The 23,013-nt window shown below is 44.3% G+C and carries 18 protein-coding genes; 6 read left to right on the forward strand and 12 right to left on the reverse strand.

The genetic code is table 11. The annotated features are described in order from the left end of the window. Window positions 1-144: 144 nt before the first annotated feature. Window positions 145-1,554: a replicative DNA helicase gene (gene dnaB / locus GKR71_RS05770; RefSeq protein WP_036955040.1), complete on the reverse strand. Its 1,410-nt coding sequence runs from the start codon at window positions 1,552-1,554 to the stop codon at window positions 145-147. 212 nt (window positions 1,555-1,766) lie between these two features. Between dnaB and GKR71_RS05775 the strand changes: the two genes are divergently transcribed. Further along, window positions 1,767-2,750, forward strand: coding sequence for a quinone oxidoreductase (locus GKR71_RS05775; protein WP_154599634.1), 984 nt, complete (start codon window positions 1,767-1,769; stop codon window positions 2,748-2,750). Between the two features lie 105 nt (window positions 2,751-2,855). Here the strand turns inward: GKR71_RS05775 and GKR71_RS19880 are convergent, their stop codons facing one another. From GKR71_RS19880 to GKR71_RS05800, 6 genes are all read right to left on the reverse strand, one after another. After that, entirely contained in the window at window positions 2,856-3,029 is a 174-nt protein-coding gene (locus GKR71_RS19880) for a hypothetical protein (protein ID WP_181477955.1), read from the reverse strand. Between the two features lie 97 nt (window positions 3,030-3,126). Continuing rightward, window positions 3,127-4,152 carry a tRNA dihydrouridine(20/20a) synthase DusA gene (gene dusA / locus GKR71_RS05780; protein WP_036955045.1) on the reverse strand — a complete coding sequence of 342 codons (1,026 nt, stop codon included), beginning with the start codon at window positions 4,150-4,152 and terminating at the stop codon, window positions 3,127-3,129. A 168-nt stretch (window positions 4,153-4,320) separates the two neighbouring features. Further along, window positions 4,321-4,794, reverse strand: a complete 474-nt coding sequence (locus tag GKR71_RS05785; protein WP_036955048.1) for a DUF6882 domain-containing protein — start codon at window positions 4,792-4,794, stop codon at window positions 4,321-4,323. Window positions 4,795-4,810: 16 nt separating this feature from the next. Further along, window positions 4,811-5,746 carry a uridine-preferring nucleoside hydrolase UriH gene (gene uriH / locus GKR71_RS05790; protein ID WP_036955049.1) on the reverse strand — a complete coding sequence of 312 codons (936 nt, stop codon included), beginning with the start codon at window positions 5,744-5,746 and terminating at the stop codon, window positions 4,811-4,813. A gap of 99 nt (window positions 5,747-5,845) precedes the next feature. After that, a complete protein-coding gene (locus tag GKR71_RS05795; RefSeq protein WP_154634044.1) occupies window positions 5,846-8,005 on the reverse strand; it encodes an ornithine decarboxylase in 2,160 nt (719 codons plus the stop codon). 272 nt (window positions 8,006-8,277) lie between these two features. Continuing rightward, window positions 8,278-9,291 carry a mechanosensitive ion channel family protein gene (locus GKR71_RS05800; protein ID WP_036955051.1) on the reverse strand — a complete coding sequence of 338 codons (1,014 nt, stop codon included), beginning with the start codon at window positions 9,289-9,291 and terminating at the stop codon, window positions 8,278-8,280. A 142-nt stretch (window positions 9,292-9,433) separates the two neighbouring features. Between GKR71_RS05800 and GKR71_RS05805 the strand changes: the two genes are divergently transcribed. Continuing rightward, window positions 9,434-9,841: a DUF2750 domain-containing protein gene (locus GKR71_RS05805; protein WP_036955054.1), complete on the forward strand. Its 408-nt coding sequence runs from the start codon at window positions 9,434-9,436 to the stop codon at window positions 9,839-9,841. A 44-nt stretch (window positions 9,842-9,885) separates the two neighbouring features. On the opposite strand, the gene GKR71_RS05810 is transcribed toward GKR71_RS05805, so the two are convergent. The 3 genes from GKR71_RS05810 to rbsK form a co-directional block, all read right to left on the reverse strand. Then, the gene (locus GKR71_RS05810; RefSeq protein ID WP_195848050.1) at window positions 9,886-10,902 is read right to left on the reverse strand and encodes an aldose 1-epimerase family protein; all 1,017 of its coding nucleotides are present in this window, start codon (window positions 10,900-10,902) and stop codon (window positions 9,886-9,888) included. Between the two features lie 63 nt (window positions 10,903-10,965). Next, window positions 10,966-12,273, reverse strand: coding sequence for an L-fucose:H+ symporter permease (fucP, locus tag GKR71_RS05815; RefSeq protein WP_108479327.1), 1,308 nt, complete (start codon window positions 12,271-12,273; stop codon window positions 10,966-10,968). Between the two features lie 160 nt (window positions 12,274-12,433). Continuing rightward, window positions 12,434-13,354: a ribokinase gene (gene rbsK, locus GKR71_RS05820; RefSeq protein WP_154599639.1), complete on the reverse strand. Its 921-nt coding sequence runs from the start codon at window positions 13,352-13,354 to the stop codon at window positions 12,434-12,436. Window positions 13,355-13,537: 183 nt separating this feature from the next. Here rbsK and deoC point away from each other — a divergent pair, with 183 nt between their 5' ends. Next, on the forward strand, window positions 13,538-14,206 hold the full coding sequence (gene deoC, locus GKR71_RS05825) for a deoxyribose-phosphate aldolase (protein WP_036955058.1): 669 nt from the start codon (window positions 13,538-13,540) through the stop codon (window positions 14,204-14,206). 46 nt (window positions 14,207-14,252) lie between these two features. Next, on the forward strand, window positions 14,253-15,032 hold the full coding sequence (locus tag GKR71_RS05830) for a DeoR family transcriptional regulator (RefSeq protein ID WP_036955059.1): 780 nt from the start codon (window positions 14,253-14,255) through the stop codon (window positions 15,030-15,032). A gap of 154 nt (window positions 15,033-15,186) precedes the next feature. Here GKR71_RS05830 and rnz read toward each other — a convergent pair whose 3' ends face one another. Then, the gene (gene rnz / locus GKR71_RS05835; RefSeq protein ID WP_108479326.1) at window positions 15,187-16,101 is read right to left on the reverse strand and encodes a ribonuclease Z; all 915 of its coding nucleotides are present in this window, start codon (window positions 16,099-16,101) and stop codon (window positions 15,187-15,189) included. A gap of 257 nt (window positions 16,102-16,358) precedes the next feature. Between rnz and GKR71_RS05840 the strand changes: the two genes are divergently transcribed. After that, a complete protein-coding gene (locus GKR71_RS05840; protein ID WP_154634045.1) occupies window positions 16,359-19,655 on the forward strand; it encodes an inverse autotransporter beta domain-containing protein in 3,297 nt (1,098 codons plus the stop codon). A gap of 175 nt (window positions 19,656-19,830) precedes the next feature. On the opposite strand, the gene rtcR is transcribed toward GKR71_RS05840, so the two are convergent. Further along, window positions 19,831-21,414 carry an RNA repair transcriptional activator RtcR gene (rtcR, locus tag GKR71_RS05845; protein ID WP_036955160.1) on the reverse strand — a complete coding sequence of 528 codons (1,584 nt, stop codon included), beginning with the start codon at window positions 21,412-21,414 and terminating at the stop codon, window positions 19,831-19,833. 480 nt (window positions 21,415-21,894) lie between these two features. Between rtcR and GKR71_RS05850 the strand changes: the two genes are divergently transcribed. Then, window positions 21,895-23,013 carry a slipin family protein gene (locus GKR71_RS05850; protein ID WP_154634046.1) on the forward strand — a complete coding sequence of 373 codons (1,119 nt, stop codon included), beginning with the start codon at window positions 21,895-21,897 and terminating at the stop codon, window positions 23,011-23,013.

A 23,013-nucleotide genomic window follows, 5' to 3' on the forward strand; every position in this document is an offset into this window, starting at 1 on the left:
TTCAATTTTCAATTTTCTATAAGCTCTAAATAATTCGCACTGTGGCTAGGCGGCAAGAGAAGCTAAGCCTGGGGAGCATACAAAAGTATGTGACTCAGGTTAGCGAACGCAGCCAACAACGCCACAGTGTGAAGTATGACGAGATTACTCGTCGTCATAAGCCGGGCCGGCGTAGTTATCAAACCTCGACCACTGCCCATTAAACGTCAGCCTCACCGTCCCTATCGGACCATTACGTTGTTTACCTAAAATAATTTCTGCGACCCCTTTGAGGTCGCTGTTATCGTGATAGACCTCGTCACGATAGATAAACATGATTAAGTCGGCATCTTGCTCGATGGAGCCTGATTCACGTAAGTCGGAGTTTACTGGGCGTTTGTCTGCACGTTGCTCCAAGCTACGGTTTAGCTGAGAAAGCGCCACCACTGGTACGTTTAATTCTTTCGCTAACGCTTTGAGGGAACGGGAAATTTCGGCGATTTCTAATGTACGGTTATCCGACAACGCTGGCACACGCATTAACTGAAGGTAGTCGATCATAATCAGGCTTAGCCCCCCGTGTTCGCGGTAAATTCGGCGAGCACGAGAACGCACTTCCGTTGGCGTTAACCCCGATGAGTCATCAATGTACATATTGCGTTTTTCCATCAATATGCCCATGGTGCTCGAAATTCGTGCCCAATCCTCATCATCAAGCTGCCCCGTACGAATACGGGTTTGGTCTACGCGAGACAGTGATGCGAGCATACGCATCATGATCTGGTTGCCGGGCATCTCCAAACTGAAGATAAGTACTGGTTTTTCTTCAGTCATCGCCGCATTTTCACACAAGTTCATCGCAAAGGTGGTTTTACCCATGGATGGACGCGCGGCAACAATAATTAAATCTGAGCCTTGTAACCCTGCGGTTTTCTTATCTAAATCTTGATAACCCGTAGAAACACCGGTGACACCATCATGAGGCTGCTGATAAAGCTGTTCTATTTTCTCAACGGTTTCCGACAAAATCGCTTCAATCCCTTTAGGACCTTCATCTTTATTCGCGCGAGATTCTGCGATTTGGAAAACTTTGGTTTCTGCGAAATCGAGTAAATCTTCGCTACTGCGACCTTGTGGGTCATACCCTGCATCAGCAATATCATTGGCGACAGAGATCATATCGCGAACAATGGCACGTTCGCGCACGATGTCCGCATAAGCGTTAATGTTCGCCGCACTTGGGGTATTTTTCGATAATTCCGCTAAGTAAGCAAAGCCTCCGACGCTGTCCAATTCTCCTTGCTGTTCAAGGGATTCTGACAGGGTGATCAAGTCAATAGGCTTACCCTGCTCAAGCAGGATCTGCATTTGTGCAAAGATTGTGCGGTGAGGACGACTAAAAAAGTCAGCTGACGTGACACGCTCAGAGACCGTGTCCCAGCGTTCGTTGTCTAACATCAGTCCCCCCAATACAGACTGTTCCGCTTCGATAGAGTGCGGCGGAAGTTTTAAACCTTCCATTTGCTGATCGCGCGGTGGGTTTGTCTTGTAATCTGAGGAGGGTTTTTTAGCCATACTTGAAATATCCACGTCTATAATTAACCAACAGTTAGTATACGCCAATCTTAGGTGTCATGTGGCGTCTTTATTGTTATCTGCACAAGATATTATTGCAGGCACAATCTTAACACAGCGCACAAACCGATAATTCTTCTCAGTAAAGCATCGCGTTATGATGGGGCAATTGATACTGTTAATAAAAACAAACTCACTCATTGGAGATGATCATGGCAAAACGTATTGAATTTTCGCAACATGGTGGTCCTGAAGTCCTCAATTTTGTCGACTATTCCCCGAATGCGCCGGCTGAAAACGAAATCCAAATCGAAAACCGTGCAATTGGTATTAACTTTATTGATACCTATGTACGCAGTGGACTGTATCCAGTTGCAAGTTTGCCATGTGGACTCGGCACCGAAGCGGCGGGTGTCGTGGTTAAAACTGGCTCCCAAGTCACCGGTTTCAAACCAGGTGATCGCGTAGTTTATGCACAAGGCCCGCTAGGCGCATACAGTGAAGTTCATAATGTACCTGTCAATGCCGTGGCACACTTACCCGATGGTATCACTTTCGAACAAGCAGCTGCCTGTTCGCTTAAAGGCATGACCGTTTACTATCTGCTCAATCAAACCTATCAAGTTCAAAAAGATGAAGTTTTCTTATTTCACGCTGCCGCGGGTGGTGTTGGTCTGATTGCTTGCCAATGGGCAAAAGCGTTAGGCGCGAAAATGATTGGTACCGTTGGCTCTGAAGAGAAAGCGCAGCGTGCGAAAGCCGCAGGGGCATGGGAAGTCATCAATTACCAAACCGAAAACATCGCTGAACGCGTAAAAGAAATCACTCACGGTGAAAAAGTGAATGTGGTGTATGACTCTGTAGGTCAAGCGACTTGGCTCGCTTCTTTAGATTCACTGAAACGTCGCGGTTTAATGGTGAGCTTTGGTAATGCTTCTGGCGCCGTAACTGGGGTTAACTTAGGGATCTTAAATCAAAAAGGCTCTCTGTATGTGACCCGCCCATCATTAGGCGGCTATGTCACTAACAGAGAAGAGTTAGACCAAGCCAGCAACGCCCTGTTTGATATGATTTTAAGTGGCAAAGTGAATGTGGATGTGCCGGCATCTCAAATTTTTGCGCTGAAAGATGCCCAAAAGGCGCACCAAACATTAGAACAACGTAAGACTCAAGGCTCAAGCTTGCTCATTCCTTAATTCATAAAAAAGCGCCAGCTATCAATAACTGGCGCTTTTAAAATTCTAACAACGGTAATTTTTACTCACTTCCGTTGCACTAAATAATTACTTCAGTTGCACGAATTAATAGTGCCCTTTGCGTGCTTGCTGCTCTTTGTAGATCTGCTGGTTCTCTTTAATGGTGTTTAACACTGTTCCCTCATAGGGATCTTGCTTTGGTGGTTCTCGCATCTGCCCACCTGACCCCGAACATCCAGCAACTAACAGCAGCAAAGAGGTTGCTATTAATATTTTCATCTGCTTCTTCCTCATTCATTAATGAGTTTTATCATAGCATGCAGATAATCCTACTCAGCCCGCATCAGCCAAAATCGCAATTTCATTTAAGTAATATTTACTCGCCACGGGTCACAAACGCGAGCGCTTGTTCAACCACTGATAAGTCAGCACCCTGTTTATGGGCATTTTCGCTTAAGTGGCGACGCCATTGACGAGCCCCCGGAATTCCTTGGAAAATCCCTAAAATATGGCGAGTCATATGCCCTAAATAAGCCCCGTTAGACAGCTCTTTTTCGATGTATGGATACATGCTACGGACAGCAGCAACGCTATCGACAATGGGCATTGTTTCATCAAACAATTGATTATCTACCGCGGTTAAGATTGATGGATTTTGATACGCTTCACGACCCACCATCACGCCATCTAAATGTTTTAGATGTTCTTTAGCTTCTTCGAGAGTTTTAACGCCCCCATTGATAGCCATGGTGAGATGCGGAAAATCACGTTTTAATTGGTATACGCGAGGGTAATCCAGTGGGGGAATTTCACGGTTTTCTTTTGGACTTAACCCTGATAACCACGCCTTGCGAGCATGGATAATAAACATGTCACAGTCCCCTTTTGTGGAGACGGTATCAATGAATTCACATAAAAATTCGTAGCTATCTTGCTCATCAATCCCAATGCGTGTTTTCACCGTTACAGGGATAGACACCACGTCACGCATCGCTTTGACACAATCCGCGACCAGCTGAGCATCCGCCATTAAACATGCACCAAAACGCCCGTTCTGTACGCGGTCTGATGGGCAACCAACGTTCAGGTTGATTTCATCGTAGCCACGCTCTTGCGCTAATTTTGCGCATTGCGCTAAAGCCGCGGGGTCACTGCCACCCAACTGCAAGGAAACGGGATGCTCTTCTTCGCTATAAGCAAGATAATCACCTTTGCCATAAATGATCGCGCCCGTCGTCACCATTTCGGTGTACAGCAACGTATTTTTCGTTAATAAGCGATGGAAATAACGGCAATGGCGGTCGGTCCAATCCAGCATAGGCGCAACCGAGAAGCGGTTAAGGTTTTTGTAACCACCTGTTGTTGATGGTGTATTTTGTTCTATCGTTTGATTTTGTTGCATGTTGGTCTTTTGGCGTTGATATCGAATTTAAGGCTTATGCTGTTGTGAAATAGCAAAAGAAAGCCGCATTTTAACAGCTGACTTTCTTTTGTCATAATAAACTGTGCTGGCCGTTTTCGAGGAGTTGGTGACGCCCTTGTTATCTATGATAAAAAAGGCGCTTCTGGCTTAGATTTTTTGAAGGGAAACTTGGCCGAACGTCATAAAAATCAGTGTACTACCTGCAACGCCGCGATAAACACCTTGTTGCTCATTTAACTCACAAGCCAATGCCGCCAACTGCCATGCATCATACTCTTCGATATCGCTCACACGGGAGGTCAGCAAACTATTATCTTGGCGCTCACCGTAAGCTTTAACCGCAATCGCATCTCGCATTAATGACTCATCAATGGAGCTATTCGCCCAGCCCCACATCCAGCTCCCCACATTTTGGTCATAAGTCCCAATGATTTGCACGGGTGCCGTCACCATTATATTGTCCGGTGCATGGAAAATAATGGTGCCTTCATCTTGATCCACCGACCAACTGGCTTCATCCAATTTCCAATTATCGCAATGGAACTGATTTTTCAATTCCAGAGAGTTCATGCTGCGTTCAATTAATGCCTCATAAGGCATCTGTTCTAATTCACTCTTCATGTTAAATACGATTCCATTAACCAATATTTTTCAGTGCGTCGATAACCATCTGCCAAAACTTGTCGCGGTCTAATTTCACGGCAACCTGGGTATGGCAATCCGCAGGAGCGGGATGTCGAAAATCTGCCACCGTCATGCCAAGAGTCAGCGTTCCCGTTAATTCGATGTCCACAGGAACTTTTTGGGTGGTCATTACTGATGGGTCTATCACATAGGCAACAGCGCAAGGATCATGCACTGGCGGCGCATCAAAACCCTGAGCTTGTTTGTACATTTTTCCGAAGAAATCCAGCAATTCGACAACAAACTGCGAGCATTTCGTGTCTATTTCGGCAATTTTCGCCACGACTTCTGGCGTTGCCAGTGCTTGGTGAGTGAGATCCAGACCAACCATCGTTAGCGGCCATTTTTCATTGAAAACAATATGGGCGGCTTCTGGATCTATTTTGATATTAAATTCTGCGACTGGACTCCAATTTCCCACATGGTAGCCACCGCCCATCAACACCACTTCTTTTACACGTTCCACAATCCGAGGTTCTAGTCTTGCCGCTAACGCGATATTGGTCAGTGCCCCCGTAGGCACCAAAGTAATGGTTTTTGGTGGGTGGGACATAATCGTATCGATGATCAAATTCACCCCATGGCGCTCATCCAACGCTAGCGTTGGAGTTGGAAGCTCAGGACCATCCAACCCGGAATCCCCATGAATATCGGGCGCCACTTCCACTTCACGCACTAATGGACGCGCTGAACCCGCAGCAAAAGGAATGCCGCGAATATTCGCCATTTCAGCAATCGCACGGGCATTACGGGTGACTTTTTCGAGAGTTTGGTTGCCTGCAACCGTGGTGACGGCGAGTAAATCGATGTCTGGATTACCGTAAGCCAGTAGCATAGCGATGGCATCGTCATGCCCTGGGTCACAGTCTAAAATAATCTTTTTCGTCATAGGGTTGCCTTATCGTCAATCGGGATCCACATTTTGCGGATCCCAATTTAGCTATCTCATGCGGCAAAATCTATGCTCGATGTCTGAATACGGAGAAATTTATTTCAAAACATGCGCATACACGCGTTTTGGTCCATTTTCATTTTTTGAAATATAGACCCCTTGTAGCTCTGGTGCAAAGCCCGGCAAGGCGTTAATTCCCGCTTCCAGCGCTTTAAAATACTGAAGAACAGGCCCTGACCAGACTTCCCCCGGTACCACACACAGCACGCCCGGCGGATAAGGTAACGCCCCTTCTGCGGCAATTCGCCCCTCTAACTCATCCAGTGGCAGTAATTCCACATTGCCGCGAATAAACTCCAGATGTGCCTGTTGTGGATTCATTTTCACTACAGGGAAATGCGCCTTGCGGAACATCTCTTTTTGTAGCTGTTTAATATTAAAATCCACGCTTAATTGATGCATTTCTTGGCACAATCGACGCAGAGTATACCCTTGATACTGTTCCTGATAACGCTGATACACGGATGGTAAAACGTCTTCAAATAATGCGTCTTCATCCAGAAGCTGCTCGAAACGTACTAAGTGAGAAACCAGCAATTCCAGCTTTTCACGTGATTCCGCTGGTGTTAGCAGGAATAAAATCGAGTTTAAATCGCATTTTTCAGGGATCACCCCATGTTCACGCAGGAAATGTGCCAAAATCGTCGCAGGAACCCCGAAAGACTCATACTCGCCGCTTTCTACATCAATCCCCGGCGTCGTCAGCATCAGCTTGCATGGGTCAACGAAATATTGGTCTTGCGCGTAACCCTCAAACGCATGCCAACGCTCTTTCGGAATGAAATTAAAGAAACGCTGCTCCGATGCAATTTGTTCTGTTGGGTATTCATGCCACGGCTTTCCATCCACTCGCTCAGGCACAAACGGTCTAAAGTGACGGCAGTGTTGAATAATGGATTTTCTGACCTCAATCCCTTGTCGCACACACTCCATCCACATCATTTCCCCCGCTTCCCCTTGGTGCATGCGCGCATTCACATCTAATGAAGCAAACAGTGGGTAAAACGGGCTGGTAGAGGCGTGCATCATAAACGCGTTATTCAGTTTCTTATGGGAAACAAAGCGCTCTTGACCTTTGATATGGTTATCTTTTTTATGGATCTGCGAAGCCTGTGAAAAACCCGCCAACTGCTTATGAACAGATTGCGTCACCATAATACCGGGGTCATTCTCGTTCAGTTCCAGCAGCAACGGCGAGCATTGGCGCATCATCGGGATAAATTGTTCGTAACCCACCCACGCGGAATCAAACAGAATGTATTCGCAAAGGTGCCCAATCTTATCCACCACTTGCCTCGCGTTGTAGACTGTTCCGTCATAAGTCCCTAGCTGGATCACGGCAAGGCGGAACGGTTTTTCTGCCTGTGCTTTTTCCGGCATCACTTCGCTCACCGCGTTTCTTAAGTATTCTTCGGTAAAACAGTGGGCATCAATTCCACCAATAAATCCAAATGGATTACGCGCTGTTTCCAAATAAACGGGTGTTGCCCCTGCTTGGATCAGGGCGCCATGATGGTTAGATTTATGGTTATTGCGGTCAAACAGCACTAAATCACCCGGTGTTAATAAGGCATTTAAGACCACTTTATTGGATGACGACGTGCCATTAAGCACAAAATAGGTTTTATCTGCATTGAACACTTTCGCCGCAAATTTTTGGGCTTCTTTTGCCGCACCTTCGTGGATCAGCAAATCCCCCATCGCCACATCAGCGTTACATAAATCAGTGCGAAAGAGATTTTCACCATAGAATTGGTAGAATTGTTCGCCCGTTGGATGGCGACGGAAAAATTGCCCGCCTTGGTGCCCGGGGCATGCAAATGTCACATTGTGACCCGCAGCATAATCCATCATTCGCGCAAAGAATGGCGGTAATAACTGCTCAAGATATTGGTTTGCAGCATCCCGTAATTGACGGCTATTCTCTTCACGCGCAGCAGGCGCTGGCAGTAATAATGCGGTCAAATAGTCAGGTGTTGGTGCATTGTCTGGTAGCTGCTTGTCACTAATGACAAACAGCGGAATACTGAGTTTACTGTCTGCAACTCTCTTCCACAGCCCTTGGTTTGCATCTTGTTCAGAGAGCACAACCGCAGCGATATTATTTAACTGTGCATCGCGAATATCTACCCACTGGAATTGACCCGTAAAATAGATAGCGACCCCCTGGCTACATGCCACATTGATTTTCTTCATAGCAGTCTGGCTCTTGGTTAGCTGAGGTAAAGAGGGGCTCAATATACTTGATAGATACTGAGATTGAAATAGTCAGAATTAATGCAAAATTATTCAGTTTTGCCTAGAGTGAATATTTTTTATAACTTACTGGTTAATAGTATAAAAATTTCCGGATAACCTCACCGGATTTTTAGTCATAAACCATGAAAAATAGATTATTTGCAGATTAACCGACCGAAACAGACAATAATGACAGTGGATCAGTCGGTTAATTTTTCGAGACGACGAGGTTACTTGTTTCTTTCTACGTACAGAGTTTGAGATGGATATGCAAAGTCCGCATTATGACGCTTAACTATATCAATAATTTTCAAATAGACCGCTTGCTGCGCATCCAGCCATTCTGCCCATACGGTGGTTTTCGTAAAGCAGTACACCATAATATTTAGGGAAGAATCCGCAAATGCATCAAAATAGACCAGCAAGGTTTGCCCTGTATCGATATTTTCATCTTGCTTCAGCATGGTGCGAATATCGTCCACAATCGCGCTGACTTTGTCGGCATCTTCATAACGTAAACCGATTTCTGTTTTAATCCGTCGGTTAGTCATGCGCCCTGGGTTTTCAACACTAATGGAAGAAAATAGCGAGTTAGGAATATAAAGCGGACGATGGTCAAACGTAACAATCTTGGTGATCCGCCAGCCAATTTCGACGACCGTACCTTCAATATTTCTATCCGGCGAGCTGACCCAATCCCCAATATTAAACGGGCGGTCGAAATAGAGCATGATCCCTGAGAAAAAGTTACTCAGGATATCTTTACCCGCCATACCGATGGCGATACCGCCAATGCCCCCAAATGCCATTAATCCTGACAAACTCATGCCAAAATGTTCGCCAAATAACAGCATAATGATGACGATGACCGCAGTCTTAAATACTCGTGCAATAATCCGCGCGGAAGTCGGGTCACTGCCTTTTTTAATCTGTTTTTTCTCTAGGCGGTTAACCAACTGAAAGAATTTTCGCGTGATAATCAATGCTATCACCGATATGGCGACTAGATTAATCAGTGGTGTTGAAATAAAGGTTAAATCAAAGTCACTGGCTGCCATATCTACAGATTGAGCTGTCACCAACACCATCACGCACAGCACCATGGTTTGGATCACATGCACCAAAATGCTTTTTCGCTTATGTTTGTGCCGCTTGTGTAAAACTTCAAAAAGCAAATACAACGCTAAACAGACGGCAATGATGGTCATGCCAATGGCATATTTTTCAAGTAATGCTTCTATCATGTTTATTGCCCTAAACTGACATTGAAAACTAATTTGCTGTGTAAAATATAACACTCTAAATAGTGAGTGAATAACTGCTAAGATATCAATTATTCATTTAATTTTCTCAATAATTATCAATTACTTTTCAGGTAGTCTAATAATGAACAGTGTCTATTTCTCACCTAAAAAACAAGAAATTCAAAATGTTCTACTACTGAATCCTCATCAACGATATGACTATTTTATCGGCAAGGTTGCAGATTGGGAGCAAGTATGGACATTGGGTAACCATGAGGGTTTAGTCACGGCACAAGATGATAGCCAGTGTTTATTTTTACCTCTGTGGGTCGCAAAAGAGTATGCCGAATTATGCTTAACCGATGAATGGAGCAGATGTTACCCGCTTCCTATGACACTGGAACATTTAATGGCGGAAATATTACCTGACATGGCGAGCGCCAATATTAAAACGGCAATTATGATGCTACCTAATGGTAAGGGTACCCCGATATTTGATGCTCAGAGCGTGCTCGATGACTTACAAGAAGAGTGCCAGCAATATGAGTAAAAGGCTGCGTATTGGCAGCCTCATAAAAAATTAAAAAACAAAATTTACTGTTCAACACCCGTCGTCACGGTAAATTGACGGTTTTCCCCCGCCTCCAACCAAATCAGCGTTTGGTTATTTTTCGCAGCAATAAACCCTTCAGGGCGACAGGTTGCTGGTAACACGAATGCCCCCACTTTTTGATCGCCATTATATAAAATCCAGCGAGTCGCATAATTCAGTTCATTGGCTTTAAAGCGGGTTACAAAGGTATTACCCGCTGGCGAAGTCATCTTAAATTCAGGGTTTGCCGTGTATTGGCTCAAATTGTCCATAAAAAAGACAATTTCAGGGTCGCACATTTGCGGCTGATTCAGCTGATTGAGCGTCGCCTTGCCTGACTTGAGCGCTTGATTAAAATCGAGCCATTTTTGCGTTGGATGCACATGCCCCGGAATAGATTCACGCAGCTTAATCGCCTGCTCAGGAATATTCTGCGTTAAAGTACCATCGTCCACATAGGCATAGTTCATATGGCACATATATTGGAGCGGCATAGGTACTGATGCCAAGTTAGTGACGGACATATGAATGTCAAACAGCGCGCTATCGGTATGTAATTGCACAGACGGCGCGGCACGATAATGATGGCCAAAGCCCATCACATACTCATACTCGCCACACACTTTAAGGCTGTTTTCCGTCAATTCAAGCCATGCGCTATCCATTGGTGCGCAAGGCATTTCCCCGTGCAATGGGTGATTATCTTCTGGCGATGGGCAACCATTACTAATTAATCCAGAATGGAAGGCGAAGCAGCCATAGGTTTCAATCACAGTTGGAACAGGCTTAGGTTCTGAAAACATATTTTCCATTTTCAGATTTTGCCCGCAAAACTCAGCATCCCAAATCATCTGCCCTAAAAATGGCAAAATGGTTAAATGCCCCTGCGAGTTTTCAACACGCAGCCCTTGCACACCAGATTGATAGACAAATGCGGAAACGGAAAACTGGCTATTTTTCAGGATTAAGGTCGGTTTTTCCGTAAATAAGCGTTTATGTAACGGGATAATTGTGTTCATTGTCATACTCACGGTTTGAGGTAAAGATGGGTAGGCGTAGCGCCTACCCTGAGTCACAGTTAATTATTTGGCTTGTTGTTTAGCTTTAAAGCGACGTTCGCCAACGAAGTAAATGCCCACGTAGACGAAGCACAACATGGAAACTAAGAAAGAGAGTTGCAGAGAGTGAGTGATATCCGCGACATAGCCTTGGATAGCAGGTACAACTGCCGCACCAACAATCGCCATGACAATCACTGCACCCGCCATTTCAGTATGCTCGTTGTCGACGGTTTCCAAAGTGCCCGCATAGATAGTTGCCCAGCACGGTCCAAACAGGATGCTCACCAGTACTGCTGCATACACCGCAGTGAAGCTCGGCATAAAGGCCACATACACCAGGAACAGCACACCAATAATCGAATAGATAATCAGTACTTTATCCGCGTTAAAGCGAGTCATTAAGATGTTGGCAATAAACTTACCGATAAAGAAACAGGCAAAGCTGTAGACCATAAAGTTAGAGGCATCACGCTCGTTGATATCCCCCATTTCCAGCGCTAAACGGATGGTGAACGACCAAACGGCAACTTGCATTCCCACATATAAGAACTGGGCAATGATCCCTTTTCTAAAGCGACTGTTTTTAGCTAAATATTTTAAGGTATCCAGTGCAGAAGGACGTTTATGTTCCGCCGTTTCTGCCACTTTGCATTTCGGGAATTTAGTCAGTAAAAACAGGATCATCACAACAACCAATACCATGATCATATAACGGTATGGTTCAAGGGTGTTTTCCAGCATCGCTAAACGGAATTCATGGATTTGAGTCGCATCCATGTTTGCCATTTGATTTTGCAGGCTTTCCCCTTCAGAGAAGACCAAATATTTACCTAATAAGATCCCGCCTGCGGCACCAATTGGGTAGAAGGTTTGGCTGATGTTCAGACGCAGAGTCGCGTACTGTTTTGGACCAATCATCGAACTGTAAGTATTCGCTGCGGTTTCAAGGAAGCTTAAACCAATCGCGATAGCAAAAATCGCGGCTAAAAACATGGTGTAAGTCGCCATATGAGACGCAGGGAAGAACATGGAACAACCCGCGATATACAAAATAAGCCCGATCATAATCGCGTATTTATAACTGGTTTTTTTGATAACCAGTGAAGCTGGAATGGCAATCAAGAAGTAACCGCCATAGAACGCACTTTGCACTAATGCAGAGGCAAAGTTACTGAGTTCGAAAACGCTTTTAAACTGTGTGATTAAAATATCATTCAGTGCTGCTGCACATCCCCAGAGCGGGAATAAGCAGGAAAGTAGGATAAATTGGAATATAGGTGTCTTATTCAGGTACCCATCAGGTAACTGAGTTATATTTTTGATGTTCATATTAACCCTTAATAATTTTTATTATATTTTTAACCGGCTAAACGGGCTTTTTGCTCTAATGGCAACCTTCATTTCAACCGGCCATGCTCAACATCATTCAAATTCAGAGCAAATATTGTGGGTACAGGTAATGCTTCTGGTGCTTGAAAGATGATGCGTACTAATTATTCAACTGCACAAACTCACTGAACTGCTCGATGCTTGGGTAAGAAGATTGGGTGCCTTTTCCAGTTACGCTAAAGGCTGAAAACAGAACCGCTTTTTTCATCGCTTCTTCGATATTTCCGGTATGAACATAGTAATGAGAGAAACAACCAATGAATGCATCCCCTGCCCCGCTGGTATCAATCGCGTTCACTTTAATAGCGGGAATGAATAGCTCATTGTCGCGAGTCATCCATAGCGCACCTTTATCACCTAAAGTGACAATCAGATTTTTCAGGCCTTTGTCTAACAAGGATTGAGCCGCACGACGCACGTTATCCATGGTATCCACTGGCATATTGGTCAGAATTTCTAGCTCGGTTTCATTTGGTACAAAGAAATCACAACGGCATGCGTAATCTAAATCTAGTGCGCGTTGTGCTGGCGCTGGGTTAAGCAATACAGGGATGTTGTGCTTATTACCAAAGGCAATTGCGTGGTAAACCGTTTCCAGCTGCACTTCCAGCTGCAATACGATCAATTTACATTTTTTCAGATCTTCCGCAGCGCGGTCGATATCTTCAGGGGATAAAAACTTATTCGCCCCTTTGACAATCAAAATGCTGTTAGACGAATTTTGGTTAACGAAAATTGGCGCAACACCGCTTGAGGTACATGGCACTTTTTCTACATAACGCGTATTGATGCCGTAAGACTCAAGATTACGAATAGTGTTATCCGCAAAAATGTCGTCACCGACCTTAGTTAGCATAATCACTTTGGAGTTTAATTTTGCTGCGGCAACAGCTTGGTTTGCCCCTTTACCGCCACAACCGATTTTGAAGGCTGGAGCTTCGAGGGTTTCCCCTTCTTTAGGCATTTGATCAATGTAAGTGATCAAATCGACCATGTTTGAACCGATAACTGCTATATCCATAATGTCCCTCGTGTTAAATAAATCACATAATGATATAATCCTAACATTATCATGTTGCAAAAATATCATTTGTGATTAGGATCTCGAATAACGAATGATCAAGTGTTATATCTGCCACATTTCCTCATTCTTTGTTACCTATTCCACATCTATTCTGAAAAACTTCATATAGGAAGGTTTAAAATGCAAGATTTAGCGAAATATATTGATCACACTTTATTGGCTGCCAATGCAACAGTTAACGATATCAAAACGTTATGTGCAGAAGCCGCAGAGCATCACTTTGCCTCTGTGTGTGTTAACACTGGCTATGTGCCATTGGCAAGCGAATGTTTAAAAGATAGCGATGTGATGGTGTGCTGTGTTGTTGGTTTCCCATTAGGCGCATGTTTAACAGAAGCCAAAGCGTTTGAAGCTGCTGAAGCAGTACGCCGTGGTGCCGATGAAGTGGATATGGTCATCAACGTAGGCATGCTGAAAAGCGGTGATTTAGACTTTGTTCGCCAAGATATCGAAGCTGTTTTTGCGGCTTGTGGTAAGGCAACATTAAAGGTGATCCTCGAAACTTGCCTGTTAACTGATGAAGAAATCACACAGGTTTGTGAAATTTGCCGCACAATTAACGTTGGATTTGTGAAAACTTCAACAGGATTCAGTACAATGGGTGCCACTGAGCATCACGTCGCTTTAATGCGCAAAGTGGTTGGTAATGAAATTGGCGTCAAAGCATCCGGTGGCGTACGTACGCGTGAAACCGCAATTAAGATGATTGAAGCTGGTGCTAACCGCGTTGGTGCAAGTGCGAGTGTCGCTATTGTGACGGGAGAAAATACTACTCCAAGTGACTACTAAACAACGGGGCGCGGTTCGTCCGCGCCATCATAAAAAGGATTGCAGGGTGATAGAAACTAAACAAAAAGAACGCCTTCGCCGATTAAGTGAATGTATTAAACGTTCAGGACGCATTCATCTTAAAGAAGCCGCGAGAATACTCGAAGTCTCTGAAATGACCATTCGCCGAGATCTCAATGCGGACACCGAAGGTCCTATCCCAATGTCACTGCTTGGTGGCTATATTGTTTCTGTCACTCAACCTACCGCTTTAGCTCCTCACGAACCCCATGCCGATATTTTCACGCCAGATCAAACTGAAGACCTATATATTCCTAATTTAGCCGCCAGTATGGTCAGTGAAGACGATGTGATCTTTTTCGACAATGGCATCGAAATGGCGACCTTAATAGCCTTAATCCCAGAAGAAATTAGCTTTACCGGAATTTGTTATTCTCATAACGTTTTTCTCGCATTGAGCCAGAAAAAAAATGCCACGGCGCTACTGTGTGGTGGGGAATACCGCCCAAAAAGTGATTCTTTTTACAGCCCAACGCTGCCTTCGTTATTAGATTCCATTAACCCCAAAAAAGCGTTTATGTCCGCCACTGGGGTTCACAGTGCTTATGGGGTGACTTGCTATAATCTCGATGATTTACCGATGAAAAAGAAAGGCATGGAAAAATCTATCCGTAAGATTTTATTAGCACCTTACAATCTGTTTGATGAAGTGGCGACCGCCAATATGGGCGAACTATCCCAGTTTGATGTGATTGTCACAAATCGGCAACTCAGCGATGAGTATGAAACCTACTGCCGCAATGGGTTTGTGAAAGTGATTTATTAGTACAATATATCCCTTCTTCTTTATATGTCGATTTTTACAATAAAAATCGACATTTCATATCTATGTATCGATTGAGTCGACACAATTTTCCTATATGTATATTTTTCGTCAGTTTTTCGACACGTTTTCCTTATGCGTGTCGATTGCTTAAAAACTAAATCCGCACCGTCAAATAATCTTCCGCAATCTGCGTCTCAGGAAACTCAGCTTGGCACTCCGCCAGTAAACGCGGAATGTCATCCGACCCATAACGCCCACTGATATGCGTCGCAATAAACCGTTTTACTCCTGCTTGTTTGGCAAGTTGCGCCGCTTGTCGGGTAGAAGAATGCCCATGTTCATTGGCTTTCGCCTCTAGCGCCACTTCTAGCGTAGTTTCATGCACCATCACATCGGCATTTTTTGCCAATAACAACGCATCTGGCGTTGGGATGGTATCCCCAAACATCGCCACTACTTTACCTGCAACTGGCTCACCAAGGTAGTCAGCTCCATTCACGGTACGACCATCTTCTAGCTCAATCACTTCGCCCTTTTTCAGCGCCTGCATCCAAGGCCCGCGAGGGATCCCATCTTGCTCCAGTTTTTGCACATTTAGCGCCCCCGGTTTTGGATGTTCTTCAATACGATAGCCATAACATTCTACGCGGTGATCCAACCGATACGCAGTGACGATCATCTCCCCATCATCAAATAACTTACCTGCCTCAATTTCTACAATTTCAAGAGGATAAGTCATATAGGAGTCGCTCACTGATAAGACGGTTTCCACGTACTGTTTCAGCCCTTTTGGTCCATATAGCGTTAAGGGATCCGTCGTTCCCCCCATCGAGCGGCTACACAGCAATCCCGGTAAACCAAAAATATGGTCACCGTGTAAATGAGTAATAAAAATCTTCTCGATTTTGGGTGTTTTAAAGGGGCTGTTTAAGATTCGGTGCTGAGTGCCTTCGCCACAGTCAAAGAGCCAGTAGCTTTTACGGATACCGACTAAATTTAATATCATACTGGTGACATTGCGCTCTTTTGTTGGCACACCTGCGCTAGTACCCAAGAAAGTCAGCTCCATAATTCCTCTTCTATCTCTTTGTTTTTAAATTAAGAAAATACAATTCCAAACTTTTCCAAAATGGCTAACGTCGCTTTTTTGAGGGCTTTTTTATTGTTGCAATTTTCGTCGTGACCACGCGGGTAAAATTTATGGAATTCACAGCTATTCCAACTAGCAAGTTTAGTTTCTTTTTAAGTCAAATTAATTCACAAGCTCATACCTAGCTCCCTACTCCAAAATGGCCGCGTAAATTTTCGCCACTAGGAATCCATTGAATGAGTCCCTCTTTTTTAACCGTTAAACAAAAACTGGCTAACAGTTTTGTTATATTTACGGCTATTTGGTCGTCCGTCATTATGCCTGTTGTTCCAGCTTATGCAAAAATGTTGGATAACAAAGAGCTACCATCACTAGGTAGCGACCAGATCATCAACGAAGATAATACTGAGCGCTTAACCGCCGAGCACACTAAAACAATCGGAACCTTCTTTTCACAAAAGAAAACGATGAAGGATCTGTCTGAGATGGCGCAAGACTACGCGCGAAATAAAGTTGCCAGTGAAGCCACAAAAGAGATTGAACATTGGTTATCCAAAGCGGGTAATGTCAAACTCAATATCGATATTGATAAAAAGTTCTCCGTTAAAAACTCACAGTTTGACTGGCTGATCCCTTGGTATGACCAAGAGGAAATATTGCTATTCACCCAGCACAGCCTACATCGTTATGATGAACGATTTCATACCAATAATGGGATTGGCTTACGTCATTTCCATGAAAAAAGCACTATTGGTATGAATGCATTTATCGACCACGATTTTTCTCACGCCCATACTCGCGCAGGATTAGGAATTGAATATTGGCAAGACTACTTAAAATTAAATGCCAATAGCTATTTCGGTTTAACCGCATGGAAAAGCGCTCCAGAACTCAACCATGACTATAATACCAAACCCGCCCACGGCTGGGATATTCAAGTAGAAGGCTGGCTACCGGCTTATCCACACCTAGGTGGAAACTTAAAGTATGAGCAATACTATGGCGATAGCGTTGCCTTATTCGGAAAAACAAAACGTCAAAAAAACCCGAATGCCGCGACCATCGGTGCTAACTGGACGCCATTCCCATTATTAACATTAAATGCCAGCCATAAATTTAGCAGCGAAAAACAAGCCGAGACCCAAGCGAAACTTCAATTTACTTGGACTTTCGGTAAGAGCTTAGCCCACCATTTAGATCCAACTAAGGTCGCCGAGACACGCCGTCTTTCAGGTAACCGTTATGATTTTGTTGAACGCAATAATAATATTATTCTCAACTATCAAAAGAAAACCTTACTGCACCTGTCATTACCGACTAAAATCCAAGGGGAAACAGGACAATCCGTTCCACTAGTCAAATCTTTCACTGGTAAATATCCTCTCAAGCACATTGAGTGGCAAGCACCTGAATTTTTAGCTGCAGGCGGTTCTATTAGCTCCACTGATCAAACGGCTACCCTGACTTTACCATCATATAAAACATCCAATACGGCAAAAGATACACAAAAGATAAATCGCTACCGTTTACAAGCAACTGCCTATGATATTAAAGGCAACGCCTCTCCTATTGCTGAAACCTTAATTGAAATTATTCATCCTGACATGCTCAGCATCAGCCCTAATGACGTGACCTTTCATGGTAAAGGTTTAGCTAATGGTCTTGATATTAATGCCCTTACCGCCATTGTCAGAGACCCTTTAGGTAATCCAGTTTCCAACGCAAAAGTCATGTTTATTTTACCCAATACACTCTCTCTCGCTTCCCAGAATATAAAAACTGCCACTAACTCCAGTACTCAGAACGGCCTACGTAAAAAAATGCAAGCGATGAAAGGAACAAAACCATTGGAGTACACCACGACAACAAATACGAAAGGCGAAGCTCGAGTACAATTCACTTCACAAATTGCAGGATCATACGAAATTAGTGCTTACACAGGTAATCAGCAACTCACGAAAGCTCAAGTCGTTTTCAAGCCTGATTCCACTCAAGCGCATATTTACAGTGTTATCGTCACCCGGGCTAAGGCTATAGCTGATGGTATTTCAACAAATTCAGTTCAAGCTTATATTACTGACAAAAATGGAAACCCTATTGCCAATCAGGAAGTTACCTTTGCAGCTACTCATGCAAAAATCGTCGATAAAGCAACAACGGATAAAAATGGTGTTGTTGAAGTTACACTCACTAGCTTAAAAGCCGGTCCAAGTGAAGTGACCATATCAGTCAATGGTCAGAGTGAGACCAAAGCCGTTGAGTTCCTTAGCGGAAAATTGGAGCAAGTTACTATCTTAGGTGTACATAAAGTCTATGCAGGCAGAGAAAGCCAAGTGTCATTCCAATTATTGGATAGCCACGGCAATCCAATAATTGATGCCCAAAATGACATTACAGTCATCATTGACAAAAAACCGGAATCTGCCGCAATTAGGTATACTGATGTCGATAATGGTATCTATGAGGCTAAAATTTCAGGACAACAATCAGGGAAGCATACGATCCAAGTTGTTCTGGATAAATTAATCTCACCTGAGCGAACATTTACCACACTTGGAGCTTCATCCATAAAATCAGCCAATACAGATGGTAGTGGTGCAGCAGGGGCATTAGGCGTCATTGCAAGCATTGAAATAGACATCAGCCCTAACCGGACTAATTTTAAATCTGGTGACAACCCGCTTATTATGGTCACGCTGAAAGATAGTTTTGGTAATGCAATTGAAAATGTGGATTTCAATAATATTCACCTTGGCAACACTAAAGGCAAAGATCTTGCTTGGCGCGATGAAGGGCACAGTGACTATATTGTCAATTTACCATTAACCACAGTTGGTGATATTGATATCACTGCCCATGTAAATGGAATATTTAGTCCGAAAACCATTTTGACGGTCAACCGCAATAGTGATATTTCAAATATTCAAAATGTCGTGGTGACACCAATCGATCCATCGGCCAATGCGGGGGATAAACCGGCATTAAAAGTTGAACTGACAGATAGCTACGGCAACTCTGTTAACGATATTAAGCAACTTGACGTGATCATTGCCGGAACAAAACTTACGCTGCCAACCACCCAAAATCCAGATGGTAGCTACACCGTCACCCTGCCGGCACAGCACAGTGGAAATAAACATATTCAGGTGTCGGTCAATGGTAAAGGCTCCAACCAAGCGACCATTACCGTACAAACACCTTCTACCATCTCGTCGGTCCCAAATGGGCAATCCGGTGCACAAGGGGTGCTGGATACTGTTATCCTGAGCAGCAGTGCCCTCACCAACCTCAAATCCGGTGACTCACTGGCGTTAACCGTGACAGCAACCGATAGCTTTAATAACCCGTTAACTGGTTTGGCTTCAGCTATCACGTTGGCTCATGTCCAAACCGGCAATGTAACATGGACAGATAATCAAGACGGCACTTATACCGCGTCACTGGTATTAAACAAACTGGGCAGTGATACCCTGACGGCAACTGTAAATGCTATCGCTAGCCAAACCATTGCAATCACAGTGGAACCTAAATAAAGTAAAGCAATAACCACCGTAGAGTTACATGCCTAGCCCCCAATGATTACTACGGGGTAAAGCACAACGTTCACTCTTACTCTACGTGACAAACTTGCATTAACAATGCTTTACCCCTCCCCCGCTTCGGCGGGGATTTTTCTTATGGCTTTATATTTTCTGCGATATAGCACCTTCAAACTCCTGCTTTCACCCCATCCCAATCCAATCCAAATTTAGCTAAATACTTTCGCAGCCTATCTGCATCATTCGGTTGCTTTTTCTGTTGGCGAGACACCGCAAATAACGTGCGCCCAGCTTCTGATAATGATGAAGATTTTCGGCACACATCCAGTACGGTGGCTAACTGCTGCTGTTCAAACAGGTCGATTTCCCCGACTTGCTTAGGTAGCTGTAGTTTAGATTTTGGCTGCCACTGCTGGCTTAAACGCTGAATTTCCTCCTCCACCACAGATTGCGTAATACGCCCACGTTCGGCGAAGGTTGCCATACGGGAAATTGAAGCGCCTAATTCACGGAAGTTGCCTCGCCATGCGGCTTTAGGGGAGCAAGCAAACTGAACATAGTGCTGACGTGCCTCTCTATCAAAACGGATTTGGCTCTGCTCTGCTTGGCAGAATTTTGCCAGTTCATAATCGATATTCGGCTCAATATCCTCACGGCGATCCGCCAGCCCTGGCAGCGCAAACGTCCACATATTAATACGGGCGAATAAATCTTCGCGGAATTTTCCCTCTTCCACCCACTCGGCAAGGTTGCGATGGGTGCCAGCTATCAACTGAAAATCACTTTGAATTTCACTGTCCGAACCAAATGGAAAAAAGCTTTTTTCTTCAATGGCTTTTAATAGCATTGCCTGCTCATCAAGCCCTAACTCGGCAATTTCATCCAAAAATAAAATGCCGCCGTCGGCCTCTTTCAGTAACCCTTGGCGTGGGTTAAGCGCGCCCGTAAATGCGCCCTTCACATGCCCAAATAACGTGGACATCGCATTATCGCCGCGCAAGGTGGCGCAGTTAATCTCCACAAAGCGACCTTTGACTTGATGGCGCCCTTGGCGTAACTGGTAAATTCGCCGAGCCAGAAATGATTTTCCTGCCCCCGTTGGACCATTGAGCAAAATCGGCGCTTTAGAGCGTAGTGCCACACGCTCGATTTGCTCAATCATGGTATTAAATGCCTGATTACGGGTGGCGATCCCCGCTTTTAAGAATGCCAACTGAGTTTGCTGCTGGCTATCAAAGCGGCTGGTGATTTGCGCATAACGGCTTAAATCAAGATCAATTTCCGCATACATACCCACAGGATCGGTTTCCCGTTCCCCGCGAGTCGGTGAAGTTTGGATCAATTTTGCGGGCAAATAGTGTGCTTCCGTCAGTAAGAACCAACAGATTTGTACCACGTGGGTGCCTGTCGTGATATGCACCAAATACTCTTCGTTTTCTGTATCGAAAGGGTAGTTCGCAGAAAAATCCAGCAGTGAAGTGTAGACCTCTTCAAAATCCCACGGATCCGCAATATCCACTTCACGCAGTATCACCTCAGTTTTCGGTGATGCCTGCTCAATATCTTCTTTCACCCGGCACGCGAGCGAGTAGTCGTTCACCTGATGAATTAGCTCAAAACGGTGAATATCTAAATCTGCTTGCTGGCACAGTCCCACAGTAGGACGCCATTTTTTCCAGCGATTGGCTTTTTTACCGCGTCTATCAAGCACAGTACCCAATACGCCAATAACCACTTTTCTTTTTTGATTCATATTTATAAATATTTATAAGTTACGATATAAAAATATATAAATAAGCATAAGTCATTCTGATAAACAATGGCACCGGAAAAATCATAAAAATAATTAAATGTTAATTATCAATTAATTAAAAATATTTAATGGCATTTTTAGAAAGTTGGCACGCATCTGGCAATAGTCTGACTGTCCACTACCGGAATTTGTCAGAACTTCAGTTCTACCGGTGCAGACATGGTGGCTAGCCCCACTTCATGGTCTGTATTCCGCCGTTGGTAAGACCTATCTGGTAATAGCATGCGCTATCGGGTTCGAGTCCCGACATTCAAAACCAAATGAATAAAACGTGGTTGCCGTTTCGCCACACAGTGTTATCCGAGTCATCGCACCGGGCATTGAGCAAAACAGTAGACAGCCGTATGGCGCTCGATTGTTTCCCTCCTCGCTTCGTCGATGATTTCGATAACACCTCAATAAATAAAAAGGAAAATAACAATGACAAAAATTAACGTGGCACAGGGATACATTGCACTGACTTCAAACAAAGGCGACTTCAAGCAACTGTTCGTGGCTGGCGAATATCGCCTTAATGATTGGTTTAATAAACTGACCGTTTCACTGTTTGAACTAAATAATGACCCAATTGAAGAGAAACTTGCTGAGCATTTACGCCAGTTTCACCCTGATTGGGTTGAAGAATACTGTGTGGATATCACTCTTGCAGATGATGAAATGGGCTTTGTGTATTTGCATAACAGCTTGAATGAAATTTTAGCGCCCGCGACGCGCCGACTGTACTGGAAAACGGGCAATACGTTGCACATCGAAACTCAATCGACGGACGATGTGGTTATCAACCCAACACTACTGGCGCGTTTGGCGGGTAAAAAACGCATCAAAGGTACCGATCTGGCGTTAATCAGCCAAGTTCCTGCATGGCATGTAGGTATCTTCAAATTAGATGGTGAAATTCAATCCATTTTACAGCCCGGCACTTACGGCTACTGGAAGATTTGCCGTAAACCTGAAGTGGACGTGATTGATACACGGTTACAGGCATTGGAAGTCAGCGGTCAGGAGATTTTGACCAAAGATAAAGTCACTTTGCGTGTTAACTTATCGGCAAACTGGCGCTATGCCGACATCTTGTTGGCGTTATCCAAATTGAGCCAACCGGTAGATTATTTATATCGCGAGCTGCAATTTGCCCTGCGTGAAATTATCGGCACACGCACCTTAGATGAACTGTTGAAAAACAAGCAGTTAATCGACCAGCTGATGATGGAGCATGTGGTACAAACCGCCCTCACCTTCGGTTTAGAAATCGATAGCATTGGCGTGAAAGACATTATTTTACCGGGAGACATGCGCACCATCTTGTCTCAGGTAGTAGAAGCCGAAAAATCAGCACAAGCCAACGTGATCCGTCGCCGTGAAGAAACTGCCGCCACGCGCTCACTGCTAAATACCGCCAAAGTGATGGAAAACAACCCCGTTGCCTTGCGTTTGAAAGAGCTCGAAACCTTAGAAAGTATTGCACATCGAATCGACCAAATTTCCGTTTATGGTGGATTGGATCAAGTATTAAACGGATTGGTAAAAATTAAGGAATAA

Origin of the sequence: Providencia sp. wls1922 (genome assembly GCF_009706505.1) — a bacterium.
Lineage (GTDB): Bacteria > Pseudomonadota > Gammaproteobacteria > Enterobacterales > Enterobacteriaceae > Providencia > Providencia lanzhouensis.

Bases quoted from the DNA above. Each gene is read 5' to 3' on its own strand.
- deoC (WP_036955058.1), top strand. From the start codon at position 13,538: ATGCAAGATTTAGCGAAATATATTGATCACACTTTATTGGCTGCCAAT.
- rtcR (WP_036955160.1), bottom strand. From the start codon at position 21,414: ATGAATCAAAAAAGAAAAGTGGTTATTGGCGTATTGGGTACTGTGCTT.
- GKR71_RS05795 (WP_154634044.1), bottom strand. From the start codon at position 8,005: ATGAAGAAAATCAATGTGGCATGTAGCCAGGGGGTCGCTATCTATTTT.
- GKR71_RS19880 (WP_181477955.1), bottom strand. From the start codon at position 3,029: ATGAAAATATTAATAGCAACCTCTTTGCTGCTGTTAGTTGCTGGATGT.
- dusA (WP_036955045.1), bottom strand. From the start codon at position 4,152: ATGCAACAAAATCAAACGATAGAACAAAATACACCATCAACAACAGGT.
- rbsK (WP_154599639.1), bottom strand. From the start codon at position 13,354: ATGGATATAGCAGTTATCGGTTCAAACATGGTCGATTTGATCACTTAC.
- GKR71_RS05800 (WP_036955051.1), bottom strand. From the start codon at position 9,291: ATGATAGAAGCATTACTTGAAAAATATGCCATTGGCATGACCATCATT.
- fucP (WP_108479327.1), bottom strand. From the start codon at position 12,273: ATGAACATCAAAAATATAACTCAGTTACCTGATGGGTACCTGAATAAG.
- dnaB (WP_036955040.1), bottom strand. From the start codon at position 1,554: ATGGCTAAAAAACCCTCCTCAGATTACAAGACAAACCCACCGCGCGAT.
- uriH (WP_036955049.1), bottom strand. From the start codon at position 5,746: ATGACGAAAAAGATTATTTTAGACTGTGACCCAGGGCATGACGATGCC.
- GKR71_RS05805 (WP_036955054.1), top strand. From the start codon at position 9,434: ATGAACAGTGTCTATTTCTCACCTAAAAAACAAGAAATTCAAAATGTT.
- GKR71_RS05850 (WP_154634046.1), top strand. From the start codon at position 21,895: ATGACAAAAATTAACGTGGCACAGGGATACATTGCACTGACTTCAAAC.
- GKR71_RS05775 (WP_154599634.1), top strand. From the start codon at position 1,767: ATGGCAAAACGTATTGAATTTTCGCAACATGGTGGTCCTGAAGTCCTC.
- GKR71_RS05810 (WP_195848050.1), bottom strand. From the start codon at position 10,902: ATGAACACAATTATCCCGTTACATAAACGCTTATTTACGGAAAAACCG.
- rnz (WP_108479326.1), bottom strand. From the start codon at position 16,101: ATGGAGCTGACTTTCTTGGGTACTAGCGCAGGTGTGCCAACAAAAGAG.
- GKR71_RS05840 (WP_154634045.1), top strand. From the start codon at position 16,359: ATGAGTCCCTCTTTTTTAACCGTTAAACAAAAACTGGCTAACAGTTTT.
- GKR71_RS05785 (WP_036955048.1), bottom strand. From the start codon at position 4,794: ATGAAGAGTGAATTAGAACAGATGCCTTATGAGGCATTAATTGAACGC.